We start from the raw sequence: 26,924 nt of genomic DNA, 5'->3' as shown, positions 1-26,924 counted from the left end.
TGACCGCAGTTCTCAATCAGCAGTCGGAGCGTCCCGGAGGACCGGGCGGCCATTCCTTCCGAGCCACAAGCGGCAGACCACCATCAGCCACACCCGGTCCTCCCGGACCGCCTCACATTCTTAGGGACACCGCCATGTCGGAGCTTCTCGTCGACTTCATCACCTCCCTCGACGGATACGCATCGGGCGAGGGATGGCCCGGCTTCTGGGGCCTCGAGGGCCCGGAGTACCTCGCATGGCTCGGCGAGCAGCCGAAGGCCACCTACCTGATGGGAGCGAACACCTACCGCCTGATGTCGGGCTTCGCCGCAGGTGAGGTCCCGGAGGGCCAGGACGAGTTCCGGCCCGAAGAGGAGGCGTCCGTCGACGAGCTCACGCAAGCGCCCAAGGTGGTGTTCTCCTCCTCACTCAAGGAGCCACTGACGTGGGCCAACTCCACACTCGTCCGCGACGACGCCGTTGAGGCGGTCCGCGCCCTGAAGTCGAGTGGCACGGGGCTCCTGAGCACGATCGGCAGCCTCAGCCTGTGCCGGTCCCTGCTGCGAGCCGGACTCGTCGACCGCTTCCGGGTCGTGATGTTCCCGGTGATCACCGGCGCCACGGGCCAAGAACGCATCTACGACGGCTATCCGGACGTCGCCCTCGAGATGACCGAGCACCGCACCTTCGACGGCCGCATCCAGCTGGTCGAGTACAAGCCCCGCGTGCTCGAGCACCCGCCGCTCGGCGCCCCCGCCTGACGTCACCTCATTCGCCTCCGCCGCCCCTGCCACCGTCCCTGCGGACAGACCCGGATACTCCCCGAGGGCCTAAGATCGCCGCCCGGGGAGTGATGGCATGACCATGAGACACCGCCGATGGTGCGCGGTGATCTCGGCGGCACTGCTGCTCGCCGGTTGCGGCGGCGGTCCGGAGAGCGACAGCGGGAACGGCGACAGGCTCTACCGTTCGCAAGCGTGCCCCCTCAGGAAGAACGAGGGTTGCGAGAAGTCCCGCTTCTACGGCGCCTCCACCTTCCGGCACGACGACAGCGCCGCCACCGTCACCTTCCTGATCATCGCCTACGACAGCGAACAAGCCGCCCGGGAGGCGTACGACGTGCTCTGGGACGGCCACTACGGCAAGAGGGCTGGATCCGGGCCCCACAGCCTGACCCACATCGAACCGGCGGCCGACGCGCGGTCGCTGAGCCTCGGGCTTCTCGAGTCGGATGTGCGTGACTACGCAGGGTCCACTGCCGTGGACAACACCGTCGGCGAGACGTTTGAGTCCGGACCGGGGGAGGCCTTCTCCGTGAGGGGCAGGCACTCGGCGAGCAGGTCGACGACGTCCCGCCACGCTCGCTGCGCGTGCTGAGGGTGATAACCGACGCCGGGGAGCACGGTGTGCTCGACCGGTGGGTGATGGAAGGCGTGCAAGGCGCCGCCGTAGACCACGAGGCGCCAGTCGACGCCCGCAGCCTGCATCTCGGCCGTGAATGCGTCCCGTTGCGCGGGCGGCATGATCGGGTCATCTGATCCGACCCCGGCCCATACCGGGCAGTGAATGCGCGCCGTTTCCTCTGGTCGGCCCGTGGTCAGTCCATTGACTGTGGCGATCGCGCGCAGGTCGACGCCGTCGCGGCCGAGTTCCAGCGCGATGGCGCCCCCGGTGCCATAGCCGATGGCGGCGATCCGGTCCGGGTCGGTCCGCGGTTCGGCGCGGAGCACGTCGAGCGCCGCGTGGCCGATGCCTCGCATCCGGTCGGGGTCGGCGAGCAGCGGCATGCAACGGGCCAGCATCTCCTCAGGGTCGCCCAGATAGCGCCCGCCGTGGAGGTCGAAGGCCAGGGCCACGTATCCCAGCTCGGCGAGTACATCGGCCCGGCGGCGCTCGACGTCGCTGAGCCCCACCCCCTCGGGCCCGACCAGGACCGCGGGCCGGCGGTCGACACCGGCCGGGAGCGCGAGGTGCCCGATCATCGTCAGGCCGTCGGCCGGGTACTCGATCGTGCGCGTTGTCACCGTCGTCATGAGCCTGGACTGTAGTGATCTCGAGCCCGGTCGGGCCGGTGTTCTGCCACTGGCAGAAGGCAGGCTTCTGGCGAATTCCGGACCCACCCCGTCACCGGGCCGTCCTCGCAGAGCATCGCGTCCGTGAACTCGAACAGCGTGTCACCGCGTGCGGGCCGACCGCGGCCCGGAGCAAGGTCCACAGTCCCCTTCCGGCCCCCGCCAGGACGGCGGACCCGCCCCAATAGGGCCTGACCAGAATCCAGTTCAGCCGCTCCGCGCGAGTCCGTGCCCTCCCGGACCCCAGCCGCGACAGCGACGAGTTACTTCGCAGCCTGGCTGGAAGCCACGACTTGTTTCCCGGCAAGCCCTTAGCGGCACTCCTCCGAACCCCGCCGTCCGGCGCCCGCGCACGGCGGCCTGAGTTCCGCACGGCAAGGAGCCGCCTTCCCCCCAGAGGCGTGATGTACCGGGTCGCGGCGACCTCTTTCAGCACTGTCCCAGGCCGTCCTTCTCTTCAACCTTGCTTTCCACGGCCAGCTTTGAAGAGGCGGCCTCCGGCATGAAGTGCGCCTCCGCCGCTACGGACGTGTCTCGACGGATATGTGCGGCCACAACGCGCCGAGGAAGTCCGCCGCGTGGAAGGCCGCGCCCGCGGAGGCGACGCCGAGCGTCCGGGTCCGCCCGGTGAGGACGCGGTCGACCGCCTCGACTACGAGCGGCGCGGTGACGGCGTAGATGTCCTGGCCCCTTGCCACGACGCGCCGTTCGACGTCGCCGCGACGCACGACGACATCGACGAGGAAGGTCTGCGCGGAGCGCCCGTGCTCGTCGGCCGCGACCGGTGCCGGGGTGTCCGGGGCCGACAGGTCCCCGGCCGCCTCGACGCTCATGTAGGTACGCACCTCGGGGATGGCGAGATGGCTGGGGAGGGTGACGACGTCGGCCATCGTGAACTCCCCGATGACCGGCCGGGGGCCCAGGGGGTCGGGGAAGGGCCACGTGAGCGTCGTCAGGTCGTCCCCGTGGTACTCCAGCCGCCCGTTGGTGTACCGCACGCGTCGGCCGCCGCGCCGCTCCCGGGAGACCTCGCCCGCGGCGCGTGTTCCGGCGGTCGGGTGCCAGCCGCTCAGCCCGTACGCGATGTGCGCCTCGTCGGCCTCGATGTCGTCGCCCAGCGCGGCGGTGGCCAGCAGGTCGCCGAGGCCGCCGTAGAAGGCCATCGCGGGCACGACCAGGGTTCCCGCGGCCCGGGCCCGCTCCGTGAAGTGGGCGAACGTATCGGCGTTGGCCTCGATCTCGGCCGCCACGTCCACGTACGGTATCCCCGCTCGCAAGGCGGCCTCGATCACGGGCGCGGCGGTCGTGGCGAAGGGACCGGCGCAGTTCACGACCGCGTCCGCGTCGGCGAGCGCGCGGTCGAGCGAGACCGGGTCGCCGACCGACGCCGGGCGGACGTCGAGTCCGGGCCGGGCCGCCGCCAACTCCTTCAGCTTGTCGGCGTCACGGCCGGACAGGACGGGGACGAACCCGCGCTCCACCAGCTCCGCCACAACGAAGCGCCCGGTGTGCCCGTACGCGCCGAACACCGCCACTGTGCGCTTCGGTTCCATCGTCTCTCCCCTGCTCCAACACGCTCGGACGCGCCCGGATGCCCGGACGTGCGGCCATGCGCCTGGCCGATCCAGTGCTCACATCCTGGCGAGGGGGTGACCCACGGACCAGTGTCCGGAACGACATGACCCGTACAATTCCGGACGTGAACACTGTCGCGCTGGCCGTCACCGACGGGATGCTGCACTTCGAACTGTCCGTGGCGCACGAGGTCTTCGGCTCCGCTCCGGACGATGTGACGGTTCCCTGGTACGACCTCGCCGTCTGCGGGTCGGACGCGGTTCGGTTCGGCCGGTTCCGGCTGGAGCCCGACCATGCTCTGGACCGGCTCCCGCACTTTGGCACGGTGATCGTCCCGGGCTGGGCCGACGTCGACGAGGACCCGCCCGCCGGCCTCGTCGACGCCGTCCGGGCGGCCCACGAGGCAGGCGCACGGGTGGCCTCCCTCTGCACGGGCGCGTTCGTACTGGCGGCAGCCGGTCTGCTGGACGGCCGCCGCGCCACGACCCACTGGGCGCACACCCGGGCCCTGGCCGACCGCTACCCGCGGGTGGAGGTGGATCCGGACGTCCTCTACGTGGACAACGGCAGCGTGCTCACCTCCGCGGGCAAGGCCGCCGCCATGGACCTGTGCCTGCACCTCGTCCGCCTCGACCATGGTTCGGCGGTCGCCAACGCCGTCGCCCGTCGCCTGGTCGTGCCGCCGCACCGGGACGGCGGGCAGGCCCAGTTCGTCACCACACCGGTGCCCGCCCCGGACAACCACCCGCTCGCCGCTCTCCTCCCCTGGGTGCTGGAGCGGCTGGACCAGCCACTGACGGTAGAGGACCTGGCCCGGCAGGCGGGCATGAGTTCGCGCCACCTGGGCCGCCATTTCCGGGCGGTGACCGGCACCACACCGCTGCAATGGCTGCTGACGCAGCGCATTCGTCGAGCCCAGGAACTGCTGGAGACCACCGACGCGGGCGTCGACACCATCGCGGCGGCCACCGGCATGGGCACCGCCACGACCCTGCGCCGCCACTTCAACCGCACGCTCGGCGTGCCTCCGGACACGTATCGCCGCACGTTCAGCGCACACCCGGCCCGACTCTAGAGCAACCAAAGGTTGCACATGTTGGAGAACAGGCCTACAGTGATACGCAACCAAAGGTTGCGAGAGAGCGGGTGAGCTGAGTGCGGACGGAGTACGGCAGCATCGAGCGGGAGATCCACATCGAGGCCACGCCCGAGGTGGTCTACAAGGTCATCAGCACGCCCGAGCACCTGCGGGAGTGGTGGCCGGACGAGGCCGTGCTGGAGCCGGTGCCCGGCGCCACCGGACACATCGTCTTCGGCGACAAGACCTCGCCCGAGGGGGTCGAGGTCCCCGTCACGGTGGTGGAGGCCGACCCGCCCCGGCGGTTCGCCTTCCGCTGGGTGTACGACGAGGGCGAGACCGCGACCCCGGCCAACTCCCTCCTGGTCACCTTCGACCTCCTCCCCTCCGGCACCGGAACGCTGCTGCGCTTCACCGAGACGGGGTTCCGGGAGAAGGGCTGGGAGGCGGCCGTGCTCGAGGAGCAGTACCGCGACCACGTCACCGGCTGGGACCACTTCCTGCCCCGCCTGGTCGCGTACTCCGCCCGGCTGGCGTCGACGCGATGAGCACCCCGGTGGACGACGAACTCTGGTCGGCGGTGGGCGACCCCACCCGGCGCCGGATGCTCGACCTGCTGCTGACGGCCGGTGGCGGCACCGCGACCACGCTGAGCGAGCAACTGCCGGTCACACGGCAGGCGGTCACCAAACACCTGGGCGTGCTCCAGCGGGTCGGACTGGTGCACGTCACCCCGTCCGGGCGCGAGCGCCTGTACGAGGTGGACGAGGCCCAACTCGCCCGCGCGACCGCGCAACTGGCGTCGGTCGGCGCCAGCTGGGACGCCCGACTGCGGCGCATCAAGCGCATCGCCGAGGCGATCCAGCGCGAGCGCCTCGAACAACCCCAACGACACGATCAAGACGGCTGACAGCGCCATTACGAGAGGGAGATACCGACATGGTGGACATCCTGCACAGGATCGGAGTCACAGCGTCCCCCGACGCCGTCTACGCAGCCCTGACCACGGTCGACGGGCTGGCGGGCTGGTGGACACAGGACACCGACGGCAACCCGGAGGTCGGCGGCGTGCTCCGGTTCCGCTTCGAGCCCGGCGGGTTCGACATGAAGGTCCTGGAGGCACAGCCGTGCGAGCGCGTGGTCTGGGAGGTCGTCGACGGTCCCGAGGAGTGGCTCGGCACCAGGATCCGTTTCCTGCTGAAGCAGGAGGACGACTACACGATCGTGCTGTTCAGCCACGAGGGCTGGAAGGAGCCCGTGGAGTTCATGCACCACTGCACCACCAAGTGGGCGACCTTCCTGATGAGCCTCAAGAACCTCGTCGAGACGGGCAAGGGAGAACCCGCCCCGCACGACATCAGGATCAGCAACTGGCATTAGGCCCGGGGTGAGCGCCTCCCCCGGCCGCGGCGTTTCGGTGACCGTGACCGTGCAACTCGGTGGTGACGGCGGCCGCGGAGCCGTATCGCACGAGGAGGCAGTGATGGATCATTCCCGGGTTCCCGTACTGGAGGCGTTGGAGGAGTTCCGGCGTCGTGGTGACGTGGTGTACGGGCCGCCGGGGCACAAGCAGGGGCGGGGGGCCGATCCCCGGGTCGTCGATGTCGTGGGTGAGGGCGTGTTCGCCTCGGACGTGCTCTCCCTCAACGGGCTGGACGACCGCCGCCAGTCGCAGGGGGTCGTCCAGCAGGCGGAGGAGTTGATGGCGGACGCGGTCGGCGCCGAGCGGGCGTTCTTCTCCACCTGCGGCAGTTCCCTGTCGGTGAAGACCGCGATGCTGGCGGTGGCCGGGCCGGGCGAGAAGCTGCTCATCTCGCGCAACGCCCACAAGTCGGTGATCGCCGCCCTGATCGTCAACGGCGTCGAGCCGGTCTGGGTGCATCCGAAGCTGGACGCCGAGCGGCACCTGGCGCATCCTCCGGAGCCCGACGACGTGCGGCGGGCACTGCGGACGGCCCCGGACGCGAAGGGCGTCCTGCTGATCACGCCGACCGACTGGGGGTCCTGCGCGGACATCCGCGGGGTCGCGGACGCCTGTCACGAACGCGACGTGCCGCTCATCGTCGACGAGGCGTGGGGAGCCCATCTGCCCTTCCACCCCGATCTCCCGGCGTGGGGCATGGACGCCGAGGCGGACCTGGTGGTCACCAGCGTCCACAAGATGGGCGGTGCCGTCGAGCAGAGTTCCGTCTTCCACCTCCAGGGCGACCGGATCTCCCCCGAGGTCCTCAAGCAGCGCGAGGACCTGCTCGGCACCACCAGCGCCTCCTCCCTGGTGTACGCGACGCTCGACGGCTGGCGCCGTCAGATGGCCGAGCGGGGGCAGGAGCTGATGGGCGCGGCGCTCGCCCGGGCCGCCCGGATCCGCGCGGCCGTCGACGACCTGCCCGGGCTGCGGCTGATGGGTGAGGAGATCGTCGAGGCCGGTCTGGCGGCGGAAGTGGACCGGCTGAAGATCACGGTCGACGTGCGGGACCTGGGCATCAGCGGCATGCGGGCCACGGAGTGGCTGCGCGCCCACTGCCATGTCGACTTCGGGGCGTCCGACACCTGTCGGCTGAGCGGGACCATCACCCACGCGGACGACGACCACACCGAGCACCTGTTCGTCGACTCGCTGCGCCGACTCGTCGAGAACGCCGACTCCATCGAGCCCGGCCCTCCGGTACGGCTCCCCGATCCGCCCAGCAGTCTGGAGCTGGAGCAGGCCATGCTGCCCCGCGACGCCTTCTTCGCCGCGGCGGAGCACGTGCCCGCCGAGAAGGCCGTGGGGCGCGTCGCCGCGGAGATGATCAGCCCGTATCCGCCGGGCGTGCCCGTCGTGGCGCCCGGCGAGGTCATCACGGAGACCGTCGTCGAGTACCTGCGCAGCGGCGTCGAGGCGGGCATGCTCCTCCCCGACGCCGCCGACCCCACCGCCGAGACACTGCGGGTGACGGCCGCGTAGGGGCCGCGGCACTCGGCCGTCTGAACGGGCGCGGCGCACGGGCCGTACCTCAGGGTGGATCACGTCGAGAGGCGGTCGTGGACCGGGGTCGCGGGGCGGTGCCGTCCCGGGCCCGTGCACGGCGGCACACACATCCCCTGGAAGGGACTCCCCGCATGACCAGCGCACCGTTTCAGCCCGCACCCGCCCGGCCCGAGCCCACCCGGCCCGACCCCGCCGGGCCCGCGTCCGCACAGCCGTCGTCGCGCCCGGCGCGGCGGGCCGTCATCGCGGCGGCCGGGGCCGCGGGCATCGCCGCCGCGCTCACGGCGTGCGGGTCGGAGGACGACAGCGGGGCCGGGACCGGCACCGAGGTGGACGCCGGGGCCGGATCGTCGCAGTCCGGCGGCGAGGGCGGGGCCGCGGGCGGCACGGTGATCGCCAGGACGTCGGAGATTCCCGAGGGCGGCGGGAAGGTGATCGGTGACGTGGTCGTCGTCCAGCCGACGGCGGGCGAGTACAAGGCGTTCTCCTCCAAGTGCACCCATCAGGGCTGCGCGGTGAAGGACATCACGGACGGCGTCATCATCTGCCCCTGCCACGACAGCCGGTTCTCGGCGGCCGACGGAAGCGTCCAGAAGGGCCCGGCGACCCAGCCGCTGGCGGCCGCCGAGATCACCGTGGACGGGGAATCGATCATGCGGATGTAAGCGACCACGCTGCCCTCAGCGGCGGCGCGGGCGCTTCAGACAGCCCAGCACCTCGTCGGTGGTGGCCAGGGTGGCGACCAGGGCGAGGGTGTGCCGGATCATCGCGGCGGTGTACTCGGCGGGCACCCCGGCCACGGCGTCCGTCGGGACGACCGCCGTGTAACCGAGGTTCACGGCGTCGAACACGGCGTTGGGCACGGCCACGTTGGCCGAGACACCGGTGACGATCAGGGTGCGGCAGCCGAGGTTGCGCAGCAGGGCGTCGACACCGGTGCCCTGGACGGGCGACAGGCCGTGCAGCCGCCGTACCACGAAGTCCTCCTCGGCGACCTCGATGGGGGCCGCCACCCGGACCGCCGTGGTGCCCGCCAGCTGCTGGACGGGCAGCCGTTCGGCGGCGCGGAAGAGGCGGGCGTTGCGGTTGGCGCCCCGGCCGTCGGGGCGGCGTTCGGCGATGGCGTGGACGACCTGGACGCCGCTCTCGTGCGCCACGGCCACCAGCCGGGCGACATTGGCGAGCGCGCCGGAGGACCGCGCCTCCCGGGCGAGTTCGGGCAGCGCGCCCTGCGGCCCCACGACCCCCTGCTGGCACTCGACGGTGAGCAGCACCGTGGCGGCGGGGTCGAGCAGTTCGGCGAGCCGTGCGGACGACGGCATGGCACCCTCCCTTGTCAGCGGCGCCGGGCGGGCGAGGGTAGCCGCCATTGCGTACGGAGGGAAGCCGGGTCATGCTCTCCCCACGAACCGACGAGTTGACGGGCCGTCAGTAACCAGCTGGGCTGACTTGTCAGAGACCAACCGGGCTGACGAACCGCCGGTCGTCCTGAAGTCGCCGTGGAGGGAACCGCATGGCCGTCACCAAGCGCCGGGGCCGGAAGATCATGATGTCATCCGAGGAGCTGGACGCGTTCCTCACCACCGAGCGCACCTGCCGGGTGGCCACCGTCTCCGCCGACGGCACCCCGCACGTCAGCCCCCTGTGGTTCGTCTGGGACGGCACCTCGCTGTGGCTGTACTCCCTCACCCGCAGCCGCCGCTGGGCCGACCTGCGCCAGGAACCCCGGGTCGCCGTCGTGGTCGACGCCGGGCACGGGTACGACGAGCTGCGCGGCGCCGAGCTGTCCGGCACCGTCGAGTTCGTCGGCGAGGCCCCGCGCACCGGCGCCCCGCACCCCGAACTCGCTGACGTGGAGCCGGTGTTCGCGCGCAAGTACTTCGCCATCGACGAACTCCCGCACGACGGCCGCCACGCCTGGCTGCGGCTGACGCCGGACGCGATCAGCTCGTGGGACTTCCGGAAGCTGGCCGCCCGCTAACCCCGGCGGCACCCGGAGCCCCGGCGGCACCCGGAGCCCTGACGGCACCCGTAGCCCCAGGGACACCCGTAGCCCTGACGGCACCCGTAGCCCCAGGGACACCCGAAGCCCTGACGGCACCCGAAGCCCCAAGGGCACCCATAGCCCCAGGGACACCCTGAGCCCCGATCGCCCCCATAGCCCCAGCGGCCCCCGTTACCCCGGCGTCCCCCGCGTCGATCCCCTCCGCCGCCACCCGCAGCGCCCGCACCGCCGCCCGGATCGACGGGCGGCGGTCGGCGTCCGCCCGCCAGACGACGTAGACATGGCGGCGCACCCGCGGGCGCAGCGGGACCGTGACGACCCCGGCGGGCAGCGGGTGGCGGCCCAGCAGGGGCGCGACGAAGACGCCGAGCCCGGCCGCGACCAGGCCGAGCTGGGTGTGGGTCTCGGCGGCGCGGTGGCCGAGGATCGGCTCGATGCCGCGCGAGCGCAGCGTGAAGACCAGCCACTCGTGGCAGAACTCGCCCTCGCCCCAGGTGATCCACTCGTCCCCGGCGAACTCCTCCAGGTCCACCTCCTCCCGCCCGGCGAGCGGATGGCCGACCGGCATCGCCACATCGGCCGGGTCGTCCAGGAGCGGCGCCTTGACCAGACCGTCGGGCAGCGGCATCGGCTTGTTGTACCAGTCCAGGACGACGGCGAGGTCGAGGTCGCCGCGGACCACGCCCGCGATGCCGCGTTCCGGCTCCAGTTCGCAGGAGCGCAGCCGCAGCGCGGGGTGCTCGGCGCGCAGCGCGGCCAGCGCGACGGGGAACAGTCCGCGCGCGGCGGTCGGGAACGCCGACAGCCGCAGCTCGCCGACGACCTGCCCGCGCTGTGCCTCCAGATCCGACTGCGCGATCTGGACCTGCGACAGGATCCGCGCCGCGTGCTCGGCGAGCAGCCGCCCCGCGTCGGTGAGCCGCACGCCCCGGCCGTGCTTGGCGAGGAGACGCTGGCCGACCTCCCTTTCCAGCTTGGCCAGTTGCTGGGAGACGGCGGAGGTGGTGATGTGCAGCCCCTCGGCGGCGCCGCTGACCGAGCCGTGCCGGGCGAGGGCGTCCAGGGTGCGCAGCCGCTCCAGGTTCAACATGTAAGCGATGCTACGAGATACTGCGCTCCAATTCTCGCTTGTTCTACGAGATCGTCTGCCCCATCGTTGCGTCCATGACCACCGCGACCACCTCCGCACACCGGGCCACCGCCCAGCCCGAGCCCACTCCCGGCCCCCGTCCCCGCCTCGACTGGCGGCTGCGGCTGGGCGCCCTCTCCCTGGTCTGGGGCTTCAGCTTCCTGCTGATCAAGGTCGGCACCGGGGCGTACGCCCCTTTCCAGGTCACCCTCGGGCGGCTGGTGTTCGGTACGGCGGTGCTCGCGGCGGCCCTGCTGGTCAAGCGCGAGCGGCTGCCGCGCGGGGCGCGGACCTGGGGACATCTGGCGGTCGCCGCGTTCTTCCTGAACGCCCTGCCGTTCTCCCTGTTCGCCTACGCGGAGCTGACCATCCCGTCCACGCTGGCGGGCATCTGCAACGCCACCTCTCCTCTGTGGGGCATGGCCCTTTCCCTGGTCGCCCTCTCCGAGGACCGGCCCACCCGGCTCCGGGTCGCCGGACTCGGCCTGGGCTTCCTGGGCGTCCTGACCGTCCTCGGCGCCTGGCAGGGCTTCCGGGGCCTGGACGGGCCGGGCGCCGCGATGGCCCTGCTCGCCTCGCTCAGCTACCCGATCGGCTGGATCTACGTCCGCCGCACCCTGGCCGGGGTGAGCCACTCCCACCTGTCCATGACCGGCGCCCAACTGCTGCTGGCGACGGTCCAGCTGGCCGTCGTCACCCCGCTCTTCACCGACCTGCCGAGCCGGTTCCCCGTCCTGCCGCTGCTCGCGATCGCCGCCCTGGGCGCCCTCGGCACGGGCATCGCGATGCTCGTCCAGTACGGTCTGGTCGCCGAGGTCGGCCCGACCACGGCCCAGACGGTCACCTACTTCGTCCCCGTCATCGCCACGGCCGCGGGCATCGCCCTCCTCGGCGAACCGCTGACCTGGTCGACCCCGGTCGGCGCGGTGATCGTGGTCGCGGGGGCGGCGCTGACGCAGATACGGATGCGACCGTAGCGCCGTGTCGCGGGGGATCGTAGCGCCCGGGCCGGGCGCGGGGCCTTGAGTCCCGTAGGCCGCGAGCCCCTGCCGCCGGCCCGCTCGCCCCGGCGTGTGCAAAGGCGCAGACCGCACCCCTGCCCGCGCCGCAAATCCACCGAAGCCCCGCAGACCCCCTACACCCTGCTCCGCCCCGGCCCCCACCCCCCGACCGCCGAAGCGATCGCGTCGGCCAGCGGCCCGGTCTCCGCCTCCGTCAGCGTGGAGACGGTGACGCGGATGCCGGGCGGCGCGTCGAGGCGGAAGCGGGCGCCGGGGGCGACGGCCCAGCCCGAGTGCAGCAGGCGGGCCACGGCACCGGTCTCGTCGGGCACGGGGATCCACACGTTGAGGCCGCTGCGCCCCTGGGCGGGCACCCCGCGCCGGGCCAGCGCCGCGATCAGCGCGTCCCGCCGACGGCCGTACGCCGCCGCCACCGCCCGCGCGTCCACCGCGCCGACGGCCCACAGCCGTGCCACCGCCCCCTGGGTGATCCGGCTGACCCAGCCGGGGCCGAGCCGCTGCCGTCCACGCACCCGGTCGAGGGTCTCCGCGTCCCCGGTGAGCACGGCGAGCCGCAGGTCGGGCCCGTAGGCCTTGGCCGCCGAGCGGACGAAAGCCCAGTGGCGGGTGCCGCCCGCCAGGGGATGCAGCGGCAGGTCGACGATGCCGTGCCCGTGATCGTCCTCGACGAGGAGCGTCTCGGGGTACTCCAGGAGGACCGAGCGCAACGCACGCGCGCGTGCGCCGCTCACCGCCGCCCCGGTCGGGTTCTGCGCCCGGTCCGTGACGATCAGGGCGCGCGCCCCGCCCGCCAGGGCGGCACGCACGGCGTCGGGGAGCGGCCCGTCGCCGTCCAAGCCGACCGGACGCGTACGCAGTCCGAGCGCCGGGACGAGGTCCAGCAGTCCGCCCCAGCCGGGGTCCTCGACGGCGACCGTGTCCCCGGGTCTCAGATGGGCGGTGAGCACCCGCTCGATGGCGTCGAGCGAGCCGGAGGCCACCGTCACCGGCCCGTCCGGCACGCCGCCCGCGTCCAGGTCGGCCCTCGCGAGCCGGGCCAGTTCGGGATCGACCGGGGCGGCCCCGTACAGCACCGGCTCCCGGTCGCCGCGCTCGGCCGCCGCCGCGAAGGCCGCCGCCAGCGACGGCAGCAGCGCCGGGTCCGGATTGCCGTCGGACAGGTCGCGCACGCCTTCGGGCACGTCGACCCGGATCTCCTCGCGCCCGGTGGTGGCCGGTTTCGCCCGGATACGGCTGCCCCGGCGCCCGGCGGTCTCGATGACCCCGCGCTCCCGCAGGGTGCGGTACGCGGCGGCGACGGTGTTCGGGTTCACCCCGAGCCGCTCTGCCAACTCCCGCATCGGCGGCAGGTGTTGCCCGGGTTCGAGGTGCCCCGAACCCACCGCGCGCTCCACGCTGGCGGAAATCTCCGCTGCACGCCGCCCACTGATCGGATAATCTTCTAGCACAAAGCCAATTATGCACTAATGCAATGGAGAGCGCCATGCAGGGGACCCGGGAGCCGCAGTCGCGGCCCGCCGCCTACACACCGACCGACCGCACCGTCCCCACCCGCTCGGCCGACCGCGCCTCCTACGACAGGGAGCTGGTGCACGCGATCCTCGACGAGGGCTACGTCTGCCACCTCGGCTTCGTGCGCGACGGCACCCCGGTCGTCCTGCCCACGCTGTACGGCCGGATCGGCGAGCGGCTCTACGTGCACGGCTCGACCGGCTCACGCCCGCTGCGGATGACGGGCAAGGCCGACCCCGGCCTCCCGGTCTGTCTGACCGTCACCCATGTCGACGGCCTGGTACTGGCCCGCTCGGCCTTCCACCACTCCATGAACTACCGCTCCGTGGTGGTGCACGGCATCGCGCACGACGTCACCGACCCCGACGAGAAGCGCACCGCCCTGGACGCGCTGGTCGACCAGGTCGTCCCCGGCCGCTCGCGTGACTCCCGGCCCGCCGACAAGAAGGAGCTGGCCGCCACCGCCGTCATCCGCCTCGACCTCGACGAGGTCTCCGCCAAGCTCCGCACCGGCGGCGCCAACGACGACCCCGGGGACCTCGCCCTCCCCCACTGGGCGGGCGTCCTCCCCCTGCGCAAGGGCTACGAGGCCCCCGTCCCCAACGCCGACCTCGCCCCCGGCGTCGACTTCCCCGACTACCTGGCGGCGATGACCAGCTGAACTGCGTACCCGGCGGCGACCAGCTGAACCGCGTACCCGGCGGCGATGACCGCTGAAAGCGCACGGCGCCCCGGGACCGTCCACCGGACCCGGGGCGCCGTACGTCGGCCTCAGCCCTCCCGCGCCCCGCGCGCCTCCGCCACGGCGAGCCCCGCGACCGAGCCGAGCAGCAGCAGGGTGCCCATGAGCGTGGCCGCGGTGAGCCGCTCACCGAGCAGACCGACGGCCAGCACCGCCGCGCTCACCGGCTCCAGCAGCATGATCACGGACACCGTCGCGGACCGTACGACGGCCGCCCCGGCGAAGTAGAGCGCGTACGCGAGCGCCGTGGGGACCGCCGCGATGTACGCCAGCAGCCACAGCAGCCGCTGCGGATCGGCGGTCTCCGGCACCAGCCCCTCCGCCAGGGCGAACGGCAGCAGACAGGCACTCGTCACCGCGAACGCCCATACGGTCGTGTGCGCGGAGTCCGTGGCCCCGTCCCGGCCCCACCAGCGGGTCAGCAGGGTCATCGCGCTGTACCCGGCGGCGGACAGCAGCGCGAGCAGCACCCCCGACGGCCGTACGGTCGCGGCACCGTCGCCGACGACCAGCACCCCGAGTCCGGCGAGCGCCCCGAGCACGGCGAAGGCCCCGGCCCGGCCGAGCCGCTCCCCCATGGTCAGCCGCGCCCCGAGCGCGATCAGCACGGGCCCGGCGCCGAGCGTGACCACGGTCGCCACGGCGAGCCCGGTCGCCGACACGGCGGCGAAGTAAGCCGTCTGGAAGACCGCGAGGCCCAGACCGGTGGCGCCGATCCGCAGCGCCGTACGACGGCCCGACCGCGGGGCCGCGACCGTGCGGGCGCCTCGCGCGCGAGGGGTCAGCAGCCGGGCGGCGGCCAGCAGCGCGAGCCCGGCCGCACAGCGCCAGAAGGACAGGGCGACGGAGCCCATGTCACTGGTCCGGTAGACCAGTGCGGCGGCGGCGCCCGCGGTGCCCCAGGCGGCGCCGGCGACGATCAGATAGAGCAGGCCTCGCCCGACGGGCAGGCCGGAAGCAACAGTGGACACGTGTTCTCTCCGCAGTGCGCGAGATGCGCGGAAGTTCGGCGAAGGACCGCCGCCCGACGGCGGGGTCCGCGGACTTCGTCTGCGGGCAGCACGGCGCGTCCCGGCGGTGGTCGGGGAGTCGATCCCCGGTCACCGGGCGTCAGCCGTGAAGGACCGCCCGCCTCAGGCGGCCGGGGGCGGGAGAACGCGTGCGTCCGAATGCATGATCGACACCTTAGACCGCCGTGCCCCTCGTCGCCACATCCCTTTCCGCGCCGCCCGCGGCGACCGGCTCCGGCGCCGCCCTCGCGGGCGTCGAGGACTGCGCGATGTACGCGCCGACCAGCACGAACGCACCGCCGATGAGCTGCGGGGCGGAGAGGTGCTCACCGAGCAGGATCCAGGCCAGGACGGTCGCGACGACCGCCTCCAGACAGGCGACGACCCCGGCGACCTGCGGTGAGAGCCTGCGCACGGCGACCACGCCGGTGACATAGGCGACGACGGTGGCGATCAGCACGATCCACGCCAGCAGCAGCACCGCCGGGACCGAGGTGCCGTCCATGGACGCGCTCTCGCCGAGCACCGCCCAGTCCATGCCCCACGGCCGGGCCACCAGGGTCAGCACGGCGGCGCCGACCAGCAGGCCGTAGGCGATGACCCCGAGCGGGTCGGGCGCGTCGGCGCCTGAGTCACTGCCCTGGTCGGACAGGACGAAGTAGCCGACCTGGCAGCAGGCCGCCCCGAGGGCCAGCAGCAGCCCGAGGGTGTCGAAGCCGAGACCGGCCCAGACCTCGACGACGCAGGCCAGGCCGCCGACCGCGAGGACCACCCCGACCGCGGCGGCGCGGGTCACCGGCCGCCGCTGCACGAACCGCACCCAGCCGAGGACCAGCGCGGGCGCCAGGTACTCCACGAGCAGGGCGACGCCCACCGGGATCCGGGAGACGGCGGCGAAGTAGCAGGCCTGCACACCGGCGACGGCGAACAGTCCGAACCCGGCGAGCAGCGCGGGCCTGCGGCGCAGCAGCGCGCGGTGCCGCACCGCGACGGGCAGCATGACCAGGGCCGCGCCGGCCACCCTCAGCCACACCACGTGCAGCGGGTCGAGCCCCGCCTCGATCAGCGGCTTGGCCGCCACCCCTGAGCCACCGAAGGCGAGCGCCGACCCGAGCGCGAGACCGAGGCCGAGCCCCTTGCCAGGACTGCCCTGACTGCTGTTGGACGTATGCACCGGCACATGATGACAGGCGACGACAGGAGCGTCACCCCCGATGACACCTGTCTCAGCGACTGGACGCGTACACGCGCAGCCGCCGTTCGGGACCGGCCGGTCCCGAACGGCGCCTACCGACCGGCTCCCCGAACGGGCCGTACGACGACCTCACCCACCACGCCCCCGATCGCCCTGCGCAGCCCGCCGACGTCCACCCCGGCCCGCCCGAGGACCTCCACGGCGCGCGAGCGCGGCTCCGCGACGACCGCGGCCAGCAGATCGACACCCCGGGCCGGTTCGCCGTTCCGCCCGGCGGACCGCTCACGGGCCCGCTCCATCGCGCCGACGACGAGCGGTGAGCACCCGTCGGCCTCCGGGGCGGCGGGGGCGACGACGGGGACGGCGCCCGAGTCCTCGACCGAGGCCTGCCAGCGCAGCCCGTAGCCGATGCTGCGCTGCACGAGATAGCCGAGCAGCCGCGCGAGCTGCGGCCCGTCGTCGAAGAGGGCGCGCACTTCGGGGTCGTACTCCAGGAGCGAGTGCAGCAGGTGCGCCGAGTCGATCTGCCGGTCCCCGTCCCGCTGGGCCCGTCTACGGGCACCCGCCACCACCGCGGCCAGCTCCGCACTGAGCCTGGCGTCGTCGTCCGTGCGGTGGGCGCCCGGCTCGGCGGGCACCTGATGGGGGATCCGGTGTTGCACATCCCCTACCCCATCAGCCCCCGGAGATCGGGTCATCCCCGGCGGGATGCATCTTCGCGTCCCACAGAAAGGGGACATCCTCGGCCGACATCTCCTCCTTACGGATGAGATCAGGCCGAAACCGTCATAGGGGCGCGCGTCGCCTTGCCATGCGCCCGGCAGGCAACCGGCGTGTCCGGCGGTACGTCATTGAAGGGCGTGGACAGCGGTTGCTGGCTGGTCGCGCTTCCGGCGGTCGACGGCAGACAGTACGTGTACCGGGTGTACGCCCCGGAGGACGCGCTGCTCGCCGACCTGTTCTGGGAGGCCTGGCACTGCCACGACGAGAGCGCCTTCCCGCGCGCGTGGGACCTGTTCGACGCGGCGCTGATACGACGCGTCGGCTGAGGCGGCCCACGGCACCGAGAGCCGGTAGCCGCACTCATCTGACGCGTCGTCAGTATTGAACGTTGGAGCCCTCGCGGCTACGTTCCGCGACACCCGGCCCGAGAGGAAGAGGTGGCCGCATGGCCGAAGTCAGCGCACAGGCGCACATCGCCGCCCCGGCCGAGAAGGTGTGGGCCCGACTCGTGGACTGGCCCGCCCACGGCGACTGGAACGCGACCCACACCGGCTTCCCCAAGGGCGGCCCCGAGGTGCTGGAGACCGGCGCGGCCTTCGAGGAGAACATGAAGCTGATGGGCTTCCCGGCCGAGGTCGTGTGGACCGTCGAGGAGGTGGAGCCCGCGCGGGTGCTGGCCATCCGCGGCAAGGGCCCCATGTCGGTGACGGTCGCCACCCGCTACACCCTGACGCCCGACGACGGGGGCACGACGGTCCGTATCGACGGGGAGTTCACGGGCGCCGCGGTGTCCCTGATGGCGGGCAGGCTGAAGGACTCGGCGACGGCCGCCCTGAACGAGTCGCTGCGCAAGCTGGCCGCGCTGGTGACCTGAGGGCACCGCCACGCGCGCGTGGGCGCCCCCTGGCGTACACCAGGGGGCGCCCACTCCACGCGGCTCAGTCCTCGTCGGCGAGGATGAGGTACAGCTTCTTGCGGGCCTCGTTGATGACGGCGAGCGCCTTCTCGCGCTGCTCCTTGCTGCCCGTCTTCCAGACCTGGCCGAAGGCCTCCATCAGACCGAACCCGGCCTGGCGGATCTCCGTCAGGGCCTCCCAGTCGACGCCGCGCGAGGCCTCCTCCCAGGGCGCCTCCGGACCCTCCTCGGCCGCGGTGCGGCCCGTCTCGGTGAGCGAGAACAGCTTCTTGCCGCCCTCGGTCTCACTGGCGATCAGCCCCTCGTCCTCCAGCAGCTGGAGGGTGGGGTACACCGAACCGGGGCTGGGCTTCCACGCCCCGCCGCTGCGCTCGGCGATCTCCTGGATCATCTCGTAGCCGTGCATCGGCCGGTCCTTGAGCAGCGCCAGTATCGACGCCCGTACGTCGCCCCGCCGCGCCCGGCCCCGGGGTCCGCCGCGTCCTCGCCCCCAGGGGCCGGGGCCGAAACCCGGGCCGCCGGGCCCGAAGCCGTGCCCACCCGGGCCGAAGGGCCCGAAGGCCGCACGCCGTCCGTCGAAGCCGCCGCGACCGCCCTGCGCGAAGGGGCCGTGTCCACGCTCGTGTCCGTACTCGTGTCCATGGGGACGCATCGCCATCACTCCATCCATCGTTGATCCATCGCGATGTCTCAACGATATATCGGAATACTTCGCATGGCAAACACCCCGGTCAGGCCCCCCAGCTCCACTCCGCCACCTCGGGCATGTCGGTGCCGTGCTCGCGGATCCACGCGTGGTGGCGGGTACGGGCGTCGGCCATCTGCTGGCGCACCGCCGCGGCGCGGACCCTGAGGCCGGGGACCCGGTCGATGACGTCCATGACCAGGCGGTAGCGGTCGAGGTCGTTGCGGACGACCATGTCGAACAGTGTGGTCGTGGTCCCGGACTCCTTGTAGCCGCGCACGTGCAGGTGCGGGTGCCCGGTACGGCGGTAGGCGAGCCGGTGGATCAGCCAGGGATAGCCGTGGTAGGCGAAGATGACCGGCTTGTCGGCGGTGAAGAGGCCGTCGTACTCGAAGTCGGTCATCCCGTGCGGATGCTCCTCGCGCGGCAGCAGGGTCGTCATGTCGACCACGTTGACGACCCGCACCGCGAGGTCCGGCAGGTTCCGGCGCAGCAGCTGGGCGGCGGCCAGTACCTCCTGGGTGGGCACGTCACCGGCGCAGCCCAGCACCACGTCCGGTTCGCCGCCGTTCTCGGTCCCGGCCCACTCCCAGATCCCGGCGCCGCGCGCGCAGTGGGCGCGGGCCTGGTCCATGGTCAGCCAGTCGTAGCAGGGCTGCTTCCCGGCGACGACGACGTTGACGTAGTCGCGGCTGCGCAGCGCGTGGTCGGCCACGGACAGCAACGTGTTGGCGTCCGGCGGCAGATAGACCCGGACCACCTGCGGGCTCTTGTTGAGGACGTGGTCGACGAAGCCGGGGTCCTGGTGGGAGAAGCCGTTGTGGTCCTGCCGCCAGACATGGGAGGTCAGCAGGTAGTTGAGGGAGGCGATCGGGGCGCGCCAGGGCAGCTCCCGGGAGGTCTTGAGCCACTTGATGTGCTGGTTGACCATCGAGTCGACGATGTGCACGAACGCCTCGTAACAGGAGAACAGTCCGTGCCGCCCGGTCAGCAGATAGCCCTCGAGCCAGCCCTGGCACAGGTGCTCGGAGAGGATCTCCATCACCCTGCCGTGCCGGTCCAGGTGCTCGTCGACCGGCAGGGTGGCGTCCTGCCAGGCCTTGCCGGTGGCGCCGAAGACGTCCTGGAGCCGGTTGGACGCGGTCTCGTCGGGGCCGACCAGCCGGAAGTCCCGGCGGGCCGCGCTGTCCCGCATGACCTGTTCGAGGAGGCCGCCGAGGACCCGGGTGGGCTCGTGCAGGGTGACGCCCGGCTTGTCGACCGGCACGGCGAAGTCGTCGAGGGACGGCACCGGCAGGTCGCGGACCAGCAGCCCGCCGTTGGCGTACGGGGTGGCGCCCAGCCGTCGGGCGCCGTCCGGCACACAGGCCAGGACGTCCGCGACGGGCCGCCCGGCCGCGTCGAACAGCTCCTCGGGGCGGTACGAGCGCAGCCAGGCCTCCAGCTGCCGCAGGTGCTCGGGGTTCTCCCGGACGCCGGGCAGCGGCACCTGGTGGGCGCGCCAGGTGCCCTCCACCGGGTCGCCGTCGACCTCGGCCGGGCCGGTCCAGCCCTTCGGGGTGCGCAGCACGATCACCGGCCAGGGCTGCCGCTCGGTGGCCCCGCCCCCGCGTGCCGCGCGCTGGATCCCGGCGATGCGGTCCAGGGCCCGGTCGAAGGTCGCGGCGAGGTCGCGGTGCACCTGGGCGGGGTCGTCGCCGGCGACGTACAGGGGGTCGTGGCCGTAGCCGCGCAGCAGGGCGTCGAGTTCCGGTTCCGGCAGCCGGGAGAGCACCGTCGGGTTGGCGATCTTGTAGCCGTTCAGGTGCAGGATCGGCAGGACCGCGCCGTCGTGCACCGGGTCGAGGAACTTGTTGGAGTGCCAGGAGGCGGCCAGTGGGCCGGTCTCCGCCTCGCCGTCGCCGACGACACAGGCGACCAGCAGGTCGGGGTGGTCGAAGGCGGCGCCGTAGGCGTGGGCCAGGGCGTAGCCGAGTTCGCCGCCCTCGTGGATCGAGCCGGGCGTCTCCGGCGCGACATGGCTCGGTACCCCGCCGGGGAAGGAGAACTGCCGGAACAGCCGCGCCATCCCCTCGGCGTCCCGCGACACGTCCGGGTAGGTCTCGCTGTAGCTGCCCTCCAGCCAGGAGTTGGCCACCACGGACGGTCCGCCGTGCCCGGGTCCCCACACGCACAGCGCGTCCAGGTCACGCGCCCGGATCACCCGGTTCAGGTGGGTGTGGACGAGGTTGAGCCCGGGTGAGGTGCCCCAGTGGCCGAGCAGCCGCGGCTTGATGTGGTCGGGCCGGAGCGGCTCGGTGAGCAGCGGGTTGGCGAGCAGGTAGATCTGGCCCGCTGCCAGGTAGTTGGCCGCCCGCCAGTGGGCGTCGAGTCGGCGCACTTCGTCGTCGGTCAGCACGGTTCGGCTGTCCTGGTCGTCTGCCGTGGGCATGGATGAAGCTCCGTCGGTCGTCGTCGAGATGAGTCGTCGGGCGCTTGCCGGGAACACTGCCCCGCACCAGGGATGGGTACCAGCACCTCCCCGGCCGCTATCCGCCCGAGGCCACCGAATTCCGCTCGGGGGCATGGGCCGCCACGGGGTGCCCCCGAATCCGCCGGTCACGCCACCCGCGCCGCACCACGGCCGCCAGTGGCACGGCCTACAACGGCCTACGACGGTCGCCCTCCCTCCTCAGGCACGACCGCGGGCCACGGCCACGCCACCCCTCGGGCAGCACGGCGACCGGCACCGGTGGCACCTCCGCCAGCACCCCCGCCCCGAAGGAGCGCGCCCCGTCACGCCACCCGCTGCGGCACCACCACGACCGGGCAGGCCGCATGGTGCAGCACCGCGTGGGCGACCCGGCCGAGCTGGAGCCCGAAGCGGCCGCCGCGCCGCCTGGCCCCCACGACCACCAGCGCGGCGTCGTGGGAGGCGTCGACCAGGGCCCGGCGGGCGTGGCCCTCGACGGTGCGCCGGATCACCCGCACGTCGTCGCCCGTGTCCCGCAGCGCCTCGTCCAGCGTCAGGGCGGCCTCCTCCTCGTACGCCGGTCCCGCCGGTCCTCCGGCGCGCAGCGGGTTCCCGGTCGTGTCCCGGACGGGGCGCCGCCAGGCTCGTACCGCCTCGAGGGGTGCCCCGCGGAGCCGGGCGGCCTCGACGGCGTAGCGGACGGTCGCGGCGGTCTCGGCGCCCTCGCCGACGCCGACCACGATCCGGCCGCCGGTGGGGGTGGCGTCGCCGCCGCGCACCACGATCACGGGGCAGTGCGCGTTGGCGGCCACCGTCACGCTGACGGAGCCGAGCAGCGCCCCGGCGAAGCCGCCGTGGCCGCGGGTGCCGACGACCACCGCGGTGGCCTGCCGTCCCTCCCGGACGAGCGCGTACTCCGGTTCCTCGGACACGACCTCGACGGTCACCTTCAGGTCCGGCTGCCGGTCGCTCGCCCGGCGCCCGGCGACCTCCACGACATCGTCGCCGCGCGGCCGGACGTGGGAGGCGTGGTACCCGGGTGCGGGTCCCTCGTAGCGCTCCCAGAGCGAGGCGTACACCACCCGCAGGGGGACGCCGCGCCGGGCGGCCTCGTCGGCCGCCCAGTCCACGGCCCGCAGGCTCGGCTCGGAACCGTCTACGCCGACGACCAGCGGGAAGTCCACGGCGGTCACCCCCCGGCGCCCATGTCGAAGACGATCCTGGCGCGGACGTCGCCGCGCAGCACGTCCTCGATGGAGTCGTTGACGGTGCTGAGCGGGCGGCTCTCGCGGACCACCCGGGTGCGTCCGGCCGCGTGCAGCTGGAAGACCTCGGCGAGGTCCTGCCGGGTCCCGACGATGGAGCCGATGACCGAGGTTCCGTTGAGGACGGTGTCGAAGATCGGCACCCGGACCGTGCCGTGCGCGGGCAGCGCCACCATGACGAGCTTCCCGCCGCGCCGCAGTCCGGCGTACGCCGCCTCGAACGCGGCCTCGTTGACCGCCAGCGCGATCGCGGCGTGCGCTCCGCCGTGCTGCCTGAGCACCTCGGCCACGTCGTCCTTGCGGGCGTCGATCACGAAGTCGGCGCCGAGTTCGGCGGCGAGTTCCAGCTTCTCGTCGGTGACGTCGATCGCGGCGACCGTGGCCCCGGCGATCTTCGCGTACTGGAGGGCGAGGTGCCCGAGGCCGCCCACGCCGGAGATCGCGACGAGCTGCGTGGGCTGCACCCCGGCGACCTTGAGCGCCTTGTACGTGGTGACTCCGGCGCAGGTCAGCGGCGCCGCGTCGAGGGCGGAGACGCCGTCGGGCACGGGCTGGGCGAAGTCGGCCCAGGCAAGCATCTTCTCGGCGTACCCGCCGTCGCAGCCGTACCCGGTGTTGATCTGCTGCTCGCACAGCGTCTCCCAGCCGGTACGGCAGTGCTCGCACCGGCCGCAGGCCCGGCCGAGCCACGGCACCGCGACCCGCTGGCCGACGGAGAGGTGCGTCACGCCGTCCCCCAGGCGCTCGACCAGGCCGACGCCCTCGTGGCCGGGCACGAACGGCGGGTTCGGCTTCACCGGCCAGTCGCCGTGCGCGGCGTGGATGTCGGTGTGGCAGAGCCCGGAGGCCTCCACCCGGACCAGTACCTGGCCGGGGCCCGGCTCGGGGTCGGGACGCTCCTCGATGACGAGGGGCTCGCCGAACGCTCGGACAACGGCTGCCTTCATGACGGGACTCCTTGCGTGATGGGGCGGGTCAGTGGTGCGCGACGACGGCGACGGGCGCGGCGGCGTGGTGCAGGACGGCGTGGGCGACGGCCCCGATGCGCGCGCCGAACCGGCGCCGCTTGATCCGGCGGCCGACGACCACCAGCGAGGCGGTGCGGGAGGCGTCCACCAGATGGTGGGCGGGTACCCCGACAACCGCTTCCTCGACCACCTCGACGTTCGGGTACTTGGCGCGCCAGGGCTCCAGTGCGGCGGCCAGCGCGACGGCCCGCTGCCCGGCGAGCAGCTGCTGGGTCTCGGGGCTGACGCTGAGGCTGTAGACCTCGTACGGCGACGGGCTCCAGCCGTGCACCACACGCAGGGTGGTGCCGCGTACGGCGGCGGCCTCGAAGGCGAACTGGAGCAGGGCCTCGTCCGCGCTGTCGACGTCGAGGCCGAGGACGACCGGCCGGTACGCGGTGGCGGCGGACGGGATGCCGGCCGGGTCCGGCTCGTGCTCGTCGGCGGCCTGTTCCCCGGCGCGGACCAGGACCACCGGCCGTTCGGCGTGCGCCACGACGGACAGGCCGACGGAGCCCACCATGAAGCCTCCGACGCCGCTCAGCCCGCGGGAGCCGAGCACCAGCAGTTCGGCGTCGCCCGCGACGCGGGTCAGCACCTCGGCGGGACCGCCGGGCACCTGTTCGGCCGACACCTGGAGACCGGGGTGGCGCAGCCGGAGGCCGTCCACCGCGTCCCGGGGGATGCGCTCGCTCCAGTGCTGCATGGTCTCGGCGCCCAGCAGCGGGGCCTGCGCCATCGGCTCCGGCACCGGCTCCCAGACGTGGACCAGCTTGAGCGGCAGATCGCGCAACTGCGCCTCACGGGCCGCCCACTCGGCGGCCGCCCGGCTCTCCGCGGATCCGTCGAGTCCGGTGACGACGATGCGCTCCATGGTTTTCCTCCCCTGACCTGGTGTGTGACTCCAGGATCAGGCGGGAGGAGGGGTGCGGTGCAGGGGCCGCAGGTCCCCGGCCGGGGCCGACCGGCCCCACCGGAGCGGGGGTGCTACTGCGCCGCCACCGGCGCCCGCCACACCAGGGTGGTGCCGCCACCGGGCGGGCTGCTCAGTTCGAGGTCGCCGCCGAGCTGCTGGGCGCGCTCGGCCATGTTGCGCAGTCCGCTGCGGCGCCCCTCGGCGGGGATGCCGACGCCGTTGTCCGACACGGTCAGGCGGACCTCGCGGCCGTCGGTCTCCAGCGCCACGTCGGCACGGTCGGCGTGCGCGTGCCGGGCGGTGTTGGTCAGCGCCTCGGAGAGCACGGCGACGACGTGGTCGGCCGTCTCGCGCCCCACATGGGTGTCGACCAGACCCTCCATGCGCAGGCTGGGCGCGAAGCCGAGCACCGGTGCCGCCTCGCCGACGACCCGCACCACCCGGGACCGCAGGCCGGGCCCGGCCGCCCCGTCGCGGGCCCGCAGCCCGAAGATCGTCGACCGGATGATCTTGATGGTCTCGTCCAGGTCGTCCACCGCGCGCACCACGCGCTGCGCGGCCTCGGTGTGCTCGATGAACCGGCCCGCGCTCTGGAGCGTCATCCCGGTGGCGAACAACCGTTGGATGGCCAGGTCGTGCAGGTCCCGGGCGATCCGGTCCCGGTCCTTCAGCACGGCGATCTGCGCGGCGTCCGCCCGGCGCTCGGCCAGCTCCATGGCGACCGCGGCCTGCGCGGCGAAGCCCTGCAACGGCTCGATCTCCTCCTCGGAGAACGGCTGCCGGTCCGACTCCCGCACCAGCAGGACCACGCCCTGCACCCCGCCCTCACCGGTGCCGACGGGGACGGCCACGGCCGGGCCGAGGCCGGTGAAGCGCGGCGGTCCGGCCGAGATGCGCTCGTCGTTGGAGGCGTCCCGGCTGATCACGGGGGCGGCTCCGGCGAAGGCCTCCCCCATCAGGGTGCCGCGCACCGGCAGCACCAGTCCCCGGTGCTTCTCCGACTCCTTGCCGACGGCGACCTCCACGGCGAGGGTGCCGGTGTCCTCCATAGGGACCGCGAACACGGCGAGCGCCGCGCCGGTGATCTCCGCCGCCCGGCCGGTGATCAGGCCGAGCACCTCCGCGCGTTCGGTGCCCGACATCAGCCCGTGGGTGATCTCGGCGTTGGCCTGGAGCCAGCGCTCCCGCAGCCGGGACTCCTCGTAGAGCCGGGCGTTGTCGATGGCGACCCCGGCGGCCACGGCGAGGGTCGCCAGGACCGACTCGTCCTCCTCGTCGAACTGCGCCCCGCCGCGCTTCTCGGTGAGGTACAGGTTCCCGAAGACCTGCTCGCGGACCCGGATGGGGACGCCGAGGAAGGAGTTCATCGGCGGGTGGTGCGGCGGGAAGCCGTACGAGGCGGGGTGGTCGGAGAGCTTCGCCAGGCGCAGTGGCTCCGGGTGCCGGATCAGCTCGCCGAGGATGCCGTGCCCCTCCGGGAAGGGGCCGATCCTGGCGATCTGCTCGTCGCTGACCCCGACGGTGTGGAAGTCCGACAGCCGCTTGCCGTCCGGTCCGATCACGCCCAGGGCGGCGTACTCGGCGTCGACGAGGACGGCCGCGGCCTCGACGATCCGGCGCAGCGCCTGCTCCAGATCCAGTTCACGGCCGACCGAGAGCACGGCCTCCAGGAGGCTGTGCACCCGGTCCCGGGTGCCGCGGGCGGCGTCGATGCGGGCCTGTAGCTCCTCGAGCAGCTCGTCCAGCCTGAGCTGCGGCAGCTGTACCCGCGCCTCCCGGGGCTCGTCGGAGCTTCCCACCTGTGCTTCCTCCAGATCGCGCGGCGCACCGAAGATGATGTGCCGATCAGAGGACACGTTAATGCGCGGACGCGAAAGAAGTTACTCCGCCGTCGGTCCGGCTCAGTGGCCGCCGCCGTTCTGCCGCAGCCGGTCCTGTGCCTGGGTGGCGATCACGGCCGCCTGGATGCGGCGCTCCACACCGAGTTTGGCCAGCAGCCGGGAGATGTGGTTCTTCACCGTCTTCTCGGCGAGGAACAGCTGCTGCCCGATCTGCCGGTTGGTGAGGCCCTCCCCGATCAGCGCGAGGATCTCGCGCTCGCGTCCGGTCAGGCCCGGCAGCACGTCGACCTCGGTCTCCTGCTCCTGGCCGCCGCGCAGCCGCGCCATCAGCTTGGTCGCGGCGCTGGGGTCGAGCAGCGACTGTCCCTTGGCCACCGTACGGACGGCGGAGACGAGGTCCGAGCCCTGGATCTGCTTGAGCACATAGCCGGAGGCACCGGCCATGATCGAGTCCAGCAGCGCCTCCTCGTCGTCGAACGACGTCAGCATCAGGCACGCCAGATCGGGCATCCGCGAGCGCAGCTCACGGCAGACGCTCACACCGTCGCCGTCGGGCAGCCGGACGTCCAGCACGGCGACCTGCGGGCGCAGCGCGGGCACCCGGGCGAGGGCCTGTTCCGCGGTGGCCGCCTCGCCGACCACGGTGATGTCCGGTTCGTCGTCCAGCAGGTCGTGCACTCCGCGGCGTACCACCTCGTGGTCGTCCAGCAGGAAGACCCGGATGGGGGTGCCGGGGCCGCTCTGCTCACTGTCCGCCATGAATGCGCTCCTGATTCCACTGTTCGACCGCGGTGCGGCGGGGGCCGCACCTTCTCCCCCATCCTGCCCG

The 26,924-nt window shown here is 73.0% G+C and carries 26 protein-coding genes and 1 pseudogene; 12 read left to right on the top strand and 15 right to left on the bottom strand.

Annotated elements, in window-relative coordinates:
• Nucleotides 1-134 precede the first annotated feature (134 nt).
• Nucleotides 135-740 carry a dihydrofolate reductase family protein gene (locus tag KBY47_RS30725; protein ID WP_210926912.1) on the top strand — a complete coding sequence of 202 codons (606 nt, stop codon included), beginning with the start codon at nt 135-137 and terminating at the stop codon, nt 738-740.
• A 480-nt stretch (nt 741-1,220) separates the two neighbouring features.
• Here the strand turns inward: KBY47_RS30725 and KBY47_RS30720 are convergent, their stop codons facing one another.
• Both KBY47_RS30720 and KBY47_RS30715 read right to left on the bottom strand, forming a co-directional pair.
• A complete protein-coding gene (locus tag KBY47_RS30720) occupies nt 1,221-2,012 on the bottom strand; it encodes a dienelactone hydrolase family protein (protein ID WP_247695480.1) in 792 nt (263 codons plus the stop codon).
• 560 nt (nt 2,013-2,572) lie between these two features.
• A complete protein-coding gene (locus KBY47_RS30715; RefSeq protein WP_210926910.1) occupies nt 2,573-3,604 on the bottom strand; it encodes a trans-acting enoyl reductase family protein in 1,032 nt (343 codons plus the stop codon).
• A gap of 146 nt (nt 3,605-3,750) precedes the next feature.
• On the opposite strand from KBY47_RS30715, the gene KBY47_RS30710 reads away from it, so the two are divergent.
• The 6 genes from KBY47_RS30710 (at nt 3,751) to KBY47_RS30685 (ending at nt 8,340) form a co-directional block, all read left to right on the top strand.
• On the top strand, nt 3,751-4,701 hold the full coding sequence (locus KBY47_RS30710; RefSeq protein WP_210926908.1) for a helix-turn-helix domain-containing protein: 951 nt from the start codon (nt 3,751-3,753) through the stop codon (nt 4,699-4,701).
• Between the two features lie 80 nt (nt 4,702-4,781).
• Nucleotides 4,782-5,252 (top strand): SRPBCC family protein, encoded by a 471-nt coding sequence (locus tag KBY47_RS30705; RefSeq protein WP_210926906.1) that lies wholly within the window; start codon nt 4,782-4,784, stop codon nt 5,250-5,252.
• On the top strand, nt 5,249-5,614 hold the full coding sequence (locus KBY47_RS30700) for a metalloregulator ArsR/SmtB family transcription factor (RefSeq protein WP_210926904.1): 366 nt from the start codon (nt 5,249-5,251) through the stop codon (nt 5,612-5,614). The genes KBY47_RS30705 and KBY47_RS30700 overlap by 4 nt, the downstream gene beginning before the upstream one ends.
• A gap of 29 nt (nt 5,615-5,643) precedes the next feature.
• Nucleotides 5,644-6,084, top strand: a complete 441-nt coding sequence (locus KBY47_RS30695) for an SRPBCC domain-containing protein (protein ID WP_210926902.1) — start codon at nt 5,644-5,646, stop codon at nt 6,082-6,084.
• 103 nt (nt 6,085-6,187) lie between these two features.
• Nucleotides 6,188-7,651 (top strand): aminotransferase class I/II-fold pyridoxal phosphate-dependent enzyme, encoded by a 1,464-nt coding sequence (locus tag KBY47_RS30690; RefSeq protein WP_210926900.1) that lies wholly within the window; start codon nt 6,188-6,190, stop codon nt 7,649-7,651.
• A 155-nt stretch (nt 7,652-7,806) separates the two neighbouring features.
• Nucleotides 7,807-8,340, top strand: coding sequence for a Rieske (2Fe-2S) protein (locus KBY47_RS30685; RefSeq protein ID WP_210926898.1), 534 nt, complete (start codon nt 7,807-7,809; stop codon nt 8,338-8,340).
• A 15-nt stretch (nt 8,341-8,355) separates the two neighbouring features.
• Here the strand turns inward: KBY47_RS30685 and KBY47_RS30680 are convergent, their stop codons facing one another.
• Nucleotides 8,356-8,997, bottom strand: coding sequence for a cysteine hydrolase (locus KBY47_RS30680; RefSeq protein ID WP_210926896.1), 642 nt, complete (start codon nt 8,995-8,997; stop codon nt 8,356-8,358).
• A 191-nt stretch (nt 8,998-9,188) separates the two neighbouring features.
• Here KBY47_RS30680 and KBY47_RS30675 point away from each other — a divergent pair, with 191 nt between their 5' ends.
• Nucleotides 9,189-9,656, top strand: coding sequence for a pyridoxamine 5'-phosphate oxidase family protein (locus KBY47_RS30675; protein WP_210926894.1), 468 nt, complete (start codon nt 9,189-9,191; stop codon nt 9,654-9,656).
• 217 nt (nt 9,657-9,873) lie between these two features.
• Here the strand turns inward: KBY47_RS30675 and KBY47_RS30670 are convergent.
• Nucleotides 9,874-10,770 (bottom strand): annotated as a pseudogene (locus KBY47_RS30670) (LysR family transcriptional regulator); the annotation flags it as partial.
• A 74-nt stretch (nt 10,771-10,844) separates the two neighbouring features.
• On the opposite strand from KBY47_RS30670, the gene KBY47_RS30665 reads away from it, so the two are divergent.
• The gene (locus KBY47_RS30665) at nt 10,845-11,786 is read left to right on the top strand and encodes a DMT family transporter (protein ID WP_210926892.1); all 942 of its coding nucleotides are present in this window, start codon (nt 10,845-10,847) and stop codon (nt 11,784-11,786) included.
• Nucleotides 11,787-11,944: 158 nt separating this feature from the next.
• Here the strand turns inward: KBY47_RS30665 and KBY47_RS30660 are convergent, their stop codons facing one another.
• Nucleotides 11,945-13,279 carry an aminotransferase class I/II-fold pyridoxal phosphate-dependent enzyme gene (locus KBY47_RS30660; protein WP_210926890.1) on the bottom strand — a complete coding sequence of 445 codons (1,335 nt, stop codon included), beginning with the start codon at nt 13,277-13,279 and terminating at the stop codon, nt 11,945-11,947.
• Between the two features lie 35 nt (nt 13,280-13,314).
• Between KBY47_RS30660 and KBY47_RS30655 the strand changes: the two genes are divergently transcribed.
• Nucleotides 13,315-14,004: a pyridoxamine 5'-phosphate oxidase family protein gene (locus tag KBY47_RS30655; protein WP_210926889.1), complete on the top strand. Its 690-nt coding sequence runs from the start codon at nt 13,315-13,317 to the stop codon at nt 14,002-14,004.
• A 110-nt stretch (nt 14,005-14,114) separates the two neighbouring features.
• Here KBY47_RS30655 and KBY47_RS30650 read toward each other — a convergent pair whose 3' ends face one another.
• The 3 genes from KBY47_RS30650 to KBY47_RS30640 form a co-directional block, all read right to left on the bottom strand.
• The gene (locus KBY47_RS30650) at nt 14,115-15,056 is read right to left on the bottom strand and encodes a DMT family transporter (protein ID WP_210926887.1); all 942 of its coding nucleotides are present in this window, start codon (nt 15,054-15,056) and stop codon (nt 14,115-14,117) included.
• 214 nt (nt 15,057-15,270) lie between these two features.
• Nucleotides 15,271-16,275: a DMT family transporter gene (locus tag KBY47_RS30645; protein WP_210926885.1), complete on the bottom strand. Its 1,005-nt coding sequence runs from the start codon at nt 16,273-16,275 to the stop codon at nt 15,271-15,273.
• Nucleotides 16,276-16,382: 107 nt separating this feature from the next.
• Nucleotides 16,383-16,952, bottom strand: a complete 570-nt coding sequence (locus tag KBY47_RS30640) for a Clp protease N-terminal domain-containing protein (protein ID WP_308405353.1) — start codon at nt 16,950-16,952, stop codon at nt 16,383-16,385.
• 198 nt (nt 16,953-17,150) lie between these two features.
• Here KBY47_RS30640 and KBY47_RS30635 point away from each other — a divergent pair, with 198 nt between their 5' ends.
• Both KBY47_RS30635 and KBY47_RS30630 read left to right on the top strand, forming a co-directional pair.
• The gene (locus tag KBY47_RS30635) at nt 17,151-17,339 is read left to right on the top strand and encodes a hypothetical protein (protein ID WP_210926881.1); all 189 of its coding nucleotides are present in this window, start codon (nt 17,151-17,153) and stop codon (nt 17,337-17,339) included.
• Nucleotides 17,340-17,458: 119 nt separating this feature from the next.
• Complete coding sequence (locus tag KBY47_RS30630) at nt 17,459-17,887, top strand: SRPBCC family protein (RefSeq protein WP_210926879.1); 429 nt, start codon at nt 17,459-17,461, stop codon at nt 17,885-17,887.
• A 64-nt stretch (nt 17,888-17,951) separates the two neighbouring features.
• Here the strand turns inward: KBY47_RS30630 and KBY47_RS30625 are convergent, their stop codons facing one another.
• The 7 genes from KBY47_RS30625 to KBY47_RS30595 form a co-directional block, all read right to left on the bottom strand.
• The gene (locus tag KBY47_RS30625) at nt 17,952-18,581 is read right to left on the bottom strand and encodes a PadR family transcriptional regulator (protein ID WP_210926877.1); all 630 of its coding nucleotides are present in this window, start codon (nt 18,579-18,581) and stop codon (nt 17,952-17,954) included.
• A gap of 79 nt (nt 18,582-18,660) precedes the next feature.
• Nucleotides 18,661-21,045, bottom strand: a complete 2,385-nt coding sequence (locus KBY47_RS30620; RefSeq protein WP_210926875.1) for a phosphoketolase — start codon at nt 21,043-21,045, stop codon at nt 18,661-18,663.
• A gap of 344 nt (nt 21,046-21,389) precedes the next feature.
• Nucleotides 21,390-22,250 carry a universal stress protein gene (locus KBY47_RS30615; RefSeq protein ID WP_210926873.1) on the bottom strand — a complete coding sequence of 287 codons (861 nt, stop codon included), beginning with the start codon at nt 22,248-22,250 and terminating at the stop codon, nt 21,390-21,392.
• Nucleotides 22,251-22,255: 5 nt separating this feature from the next.
• On the bottom strand, nt 22,256-23,278 hold the full coding sequence (gene adhP, locus KBY47_RS30610) for an alcohol dehydrogenase AdhP (RefSeq protein ID WP_210926871.1): 1,023 nt from the start codon (nt 23,276-23,278) through the stop codon (nt 22,256-22,258).
• A 28-nt stretch (nt 23,279-23,306) separates the two neighbouring features.
• Nucleotides 23,307-24,212 carry a universal stress protein gene (locus KBY47_RS30605; RefSeq protein WP_210926869.1) on the bottom strand — a complete coding sequence of 302 codons (906 nt, stop codon included), beginning with the start codon at nt 24,210-24,212 and terminating at the stop codon, nt 23,307-23,309.
• A gap of 113 nt (nt 24,213-24,325) precedes the next feature.
• Nucleotides 24,326-26,053: a GAF domain-containing sensor histidine kinase gene (locus KBY47_RS30600; RefSeq protein WP_210926867.1), complete on the bottom strand. Its 1,728-nt coding sequence runs from the start codon at nt 26,051-26,053 to the stop codon at nt 24,326-24,328.
• A 102-nt stretch (nt 26,054-26,155) separates the two neighbouring features.
• Nucleotides 26,156-26,854, bottom strand: a complete 699-nt coding sequence (locus tag KBY47_RS30595) for a response regulator transcription factor (protein WP_210926865.1) — start codon at nt 26,852-26,854, stop codon at nt 26,156-26,158.
• Nucleotides 26,855-26,924: the final 70 nt, after the last annotated feature.

This window comes from Streptomyces sp. B93 (assembly GCF_018070565.1).
In the GTDB taxonomy this organism is placed as follows: domain Bacteria; phylum Actinomycetota; class Actinomycetes; order Streptomycetales; family Streptomycetaceae; genus Streptomyces.
Note: the sequence above shows the minus strand (reverse complement) of the source record. Positions and strands in the feature narration are given on the sequence as shown.

What these genes read in the sequence shown, in the direction of transcription:
- KBY47_RS30690 (WP_210926900.1), top strand. Translation starts at nt 6,188, where the DNA reads ATGGATCATTCCCGGGTTCCCGTACTGGAGGCGTTGGAGGAGTTCCGG.
- KBY47_RS30675 (WP_210926894.1), top strand. Translation starts at nt 9,189, where the DNA reads ATGGCCGTCACCAAGCGCCGGGGCCGGAAGATCATGATGTCATCCGAG.
- KBY47_RS30700 (WP_210926904.1), top strand. Translation starts at nt 5,249, where the DNA reads ATGAGCACCCCGGTGGACGACGAACTCTGGTCGGCGGTGGGCGACCCC.
- adhP (WP_210926871.1), bottom strand. Translation starts at nt 23,278, where the DNA reads ATGAAGGCAGCCGTTGTCCGAGCGTTCGGCGAGCCCCTCGTCATCGAG.
- KBY47_RS30720 (WP_247695480.1), bottom strand. Translation starts at nt 2,012, where the DNA reads ATGACGACGGTGACAACGCGCACGATCGAGTACCCGGCCGACGGCCTG.
- KBY47_RS30715 (WP_210926910.1), bottom strand. Translation starts at nt 3,604, where the DNA reads ATGGAACCGAAGCGCACAGTGGCGGTGTTCGGCGCGTACGGGCACACC.
- KBY47_RS30695 (WP_210926902.1), top strand. Translation starts at nt 5,644, where the DNA reads ATGGTGGACATCCTGCACAGGATCGGAGTCACAGCGTCCCCCGACGCC.
- KBY47_RS30655 (WP_210926889.1), top strand. Translation starts at nt 13,315, where the DNA reads ATGCAGGGGACCCGGGAGCCGCAGTCGCGGCCCGCCGCCTACACACCG.
- KBY47_RS30630 (WP_210926879.1), top strand. Translation starts at nt 17,459, where the DNA reads ATGGCCGAAGTCAGCGCACAGGCGCACATCGCCGCCCCGGCCGAGAAG.
- KBY47_RS30685 (WP_210926898.1), top strand. Translation starts at nt 7,807, where the DNA reads ATGACCAGCGCACCGTTTCAGCCCGCACCCGCCCGGCCCGAGCCCACC.
- KBY47_RS30680 (WP_210926896.1), bottom strand. Translation starts at nt 8,997, where the DNA reads ATGCCGTCGTCCGCACGGCTCGCCGAACTGCTCGACCCCGCCGCCACG.
- KBY47_RS30595 (WP_210926865.1), bottom strand. Translation starts at nt 26,854, where the DNA reads ATGGCGGACAGTGAGCAGAGCGGCCCCGGCACCCCCATCCGGGTCTTC.
- KBY47_RS30725 (WP_210926912.1), top strand. Translation starts at nt 135, where the DNA reads ATGTCGGAGCTTCTCGTCGACTTCATCACCTCCCTCGACGGATACGCA.
- KBY47_RS30620 (WP_210926875.1), bottom strand. Translation starts at nt 21,045, where the DNA reads ATGCCCACGGCAGACGACCAGGACAGCCGAACCGTGCTGACCGACGAC.
- KBY47_RS30665 (WP_210926892.1), top strand. Translation starts at nt 10,845, where the DNA reads ATGACCACCGCGACCACCTCCGCACACCGGGCCACCGCCCAGCCCGAG.
- KBY47_RS30625 (WP_210926877.1), bottom strand. Translation starts at nt 18,581, where the DNA reads ATGCGTCCCCATGGACACGAGTACGGACACGAGCGTGGACACGGCCCC.
- KBY47_RS30605 (WP_210926869.1), bottom strand. Translation starts at nt 24,212, where the DNA reads ATGGAGCGCATCGTCGTCACCGGACTCGACGGATCCGCGGAGAGCCGG.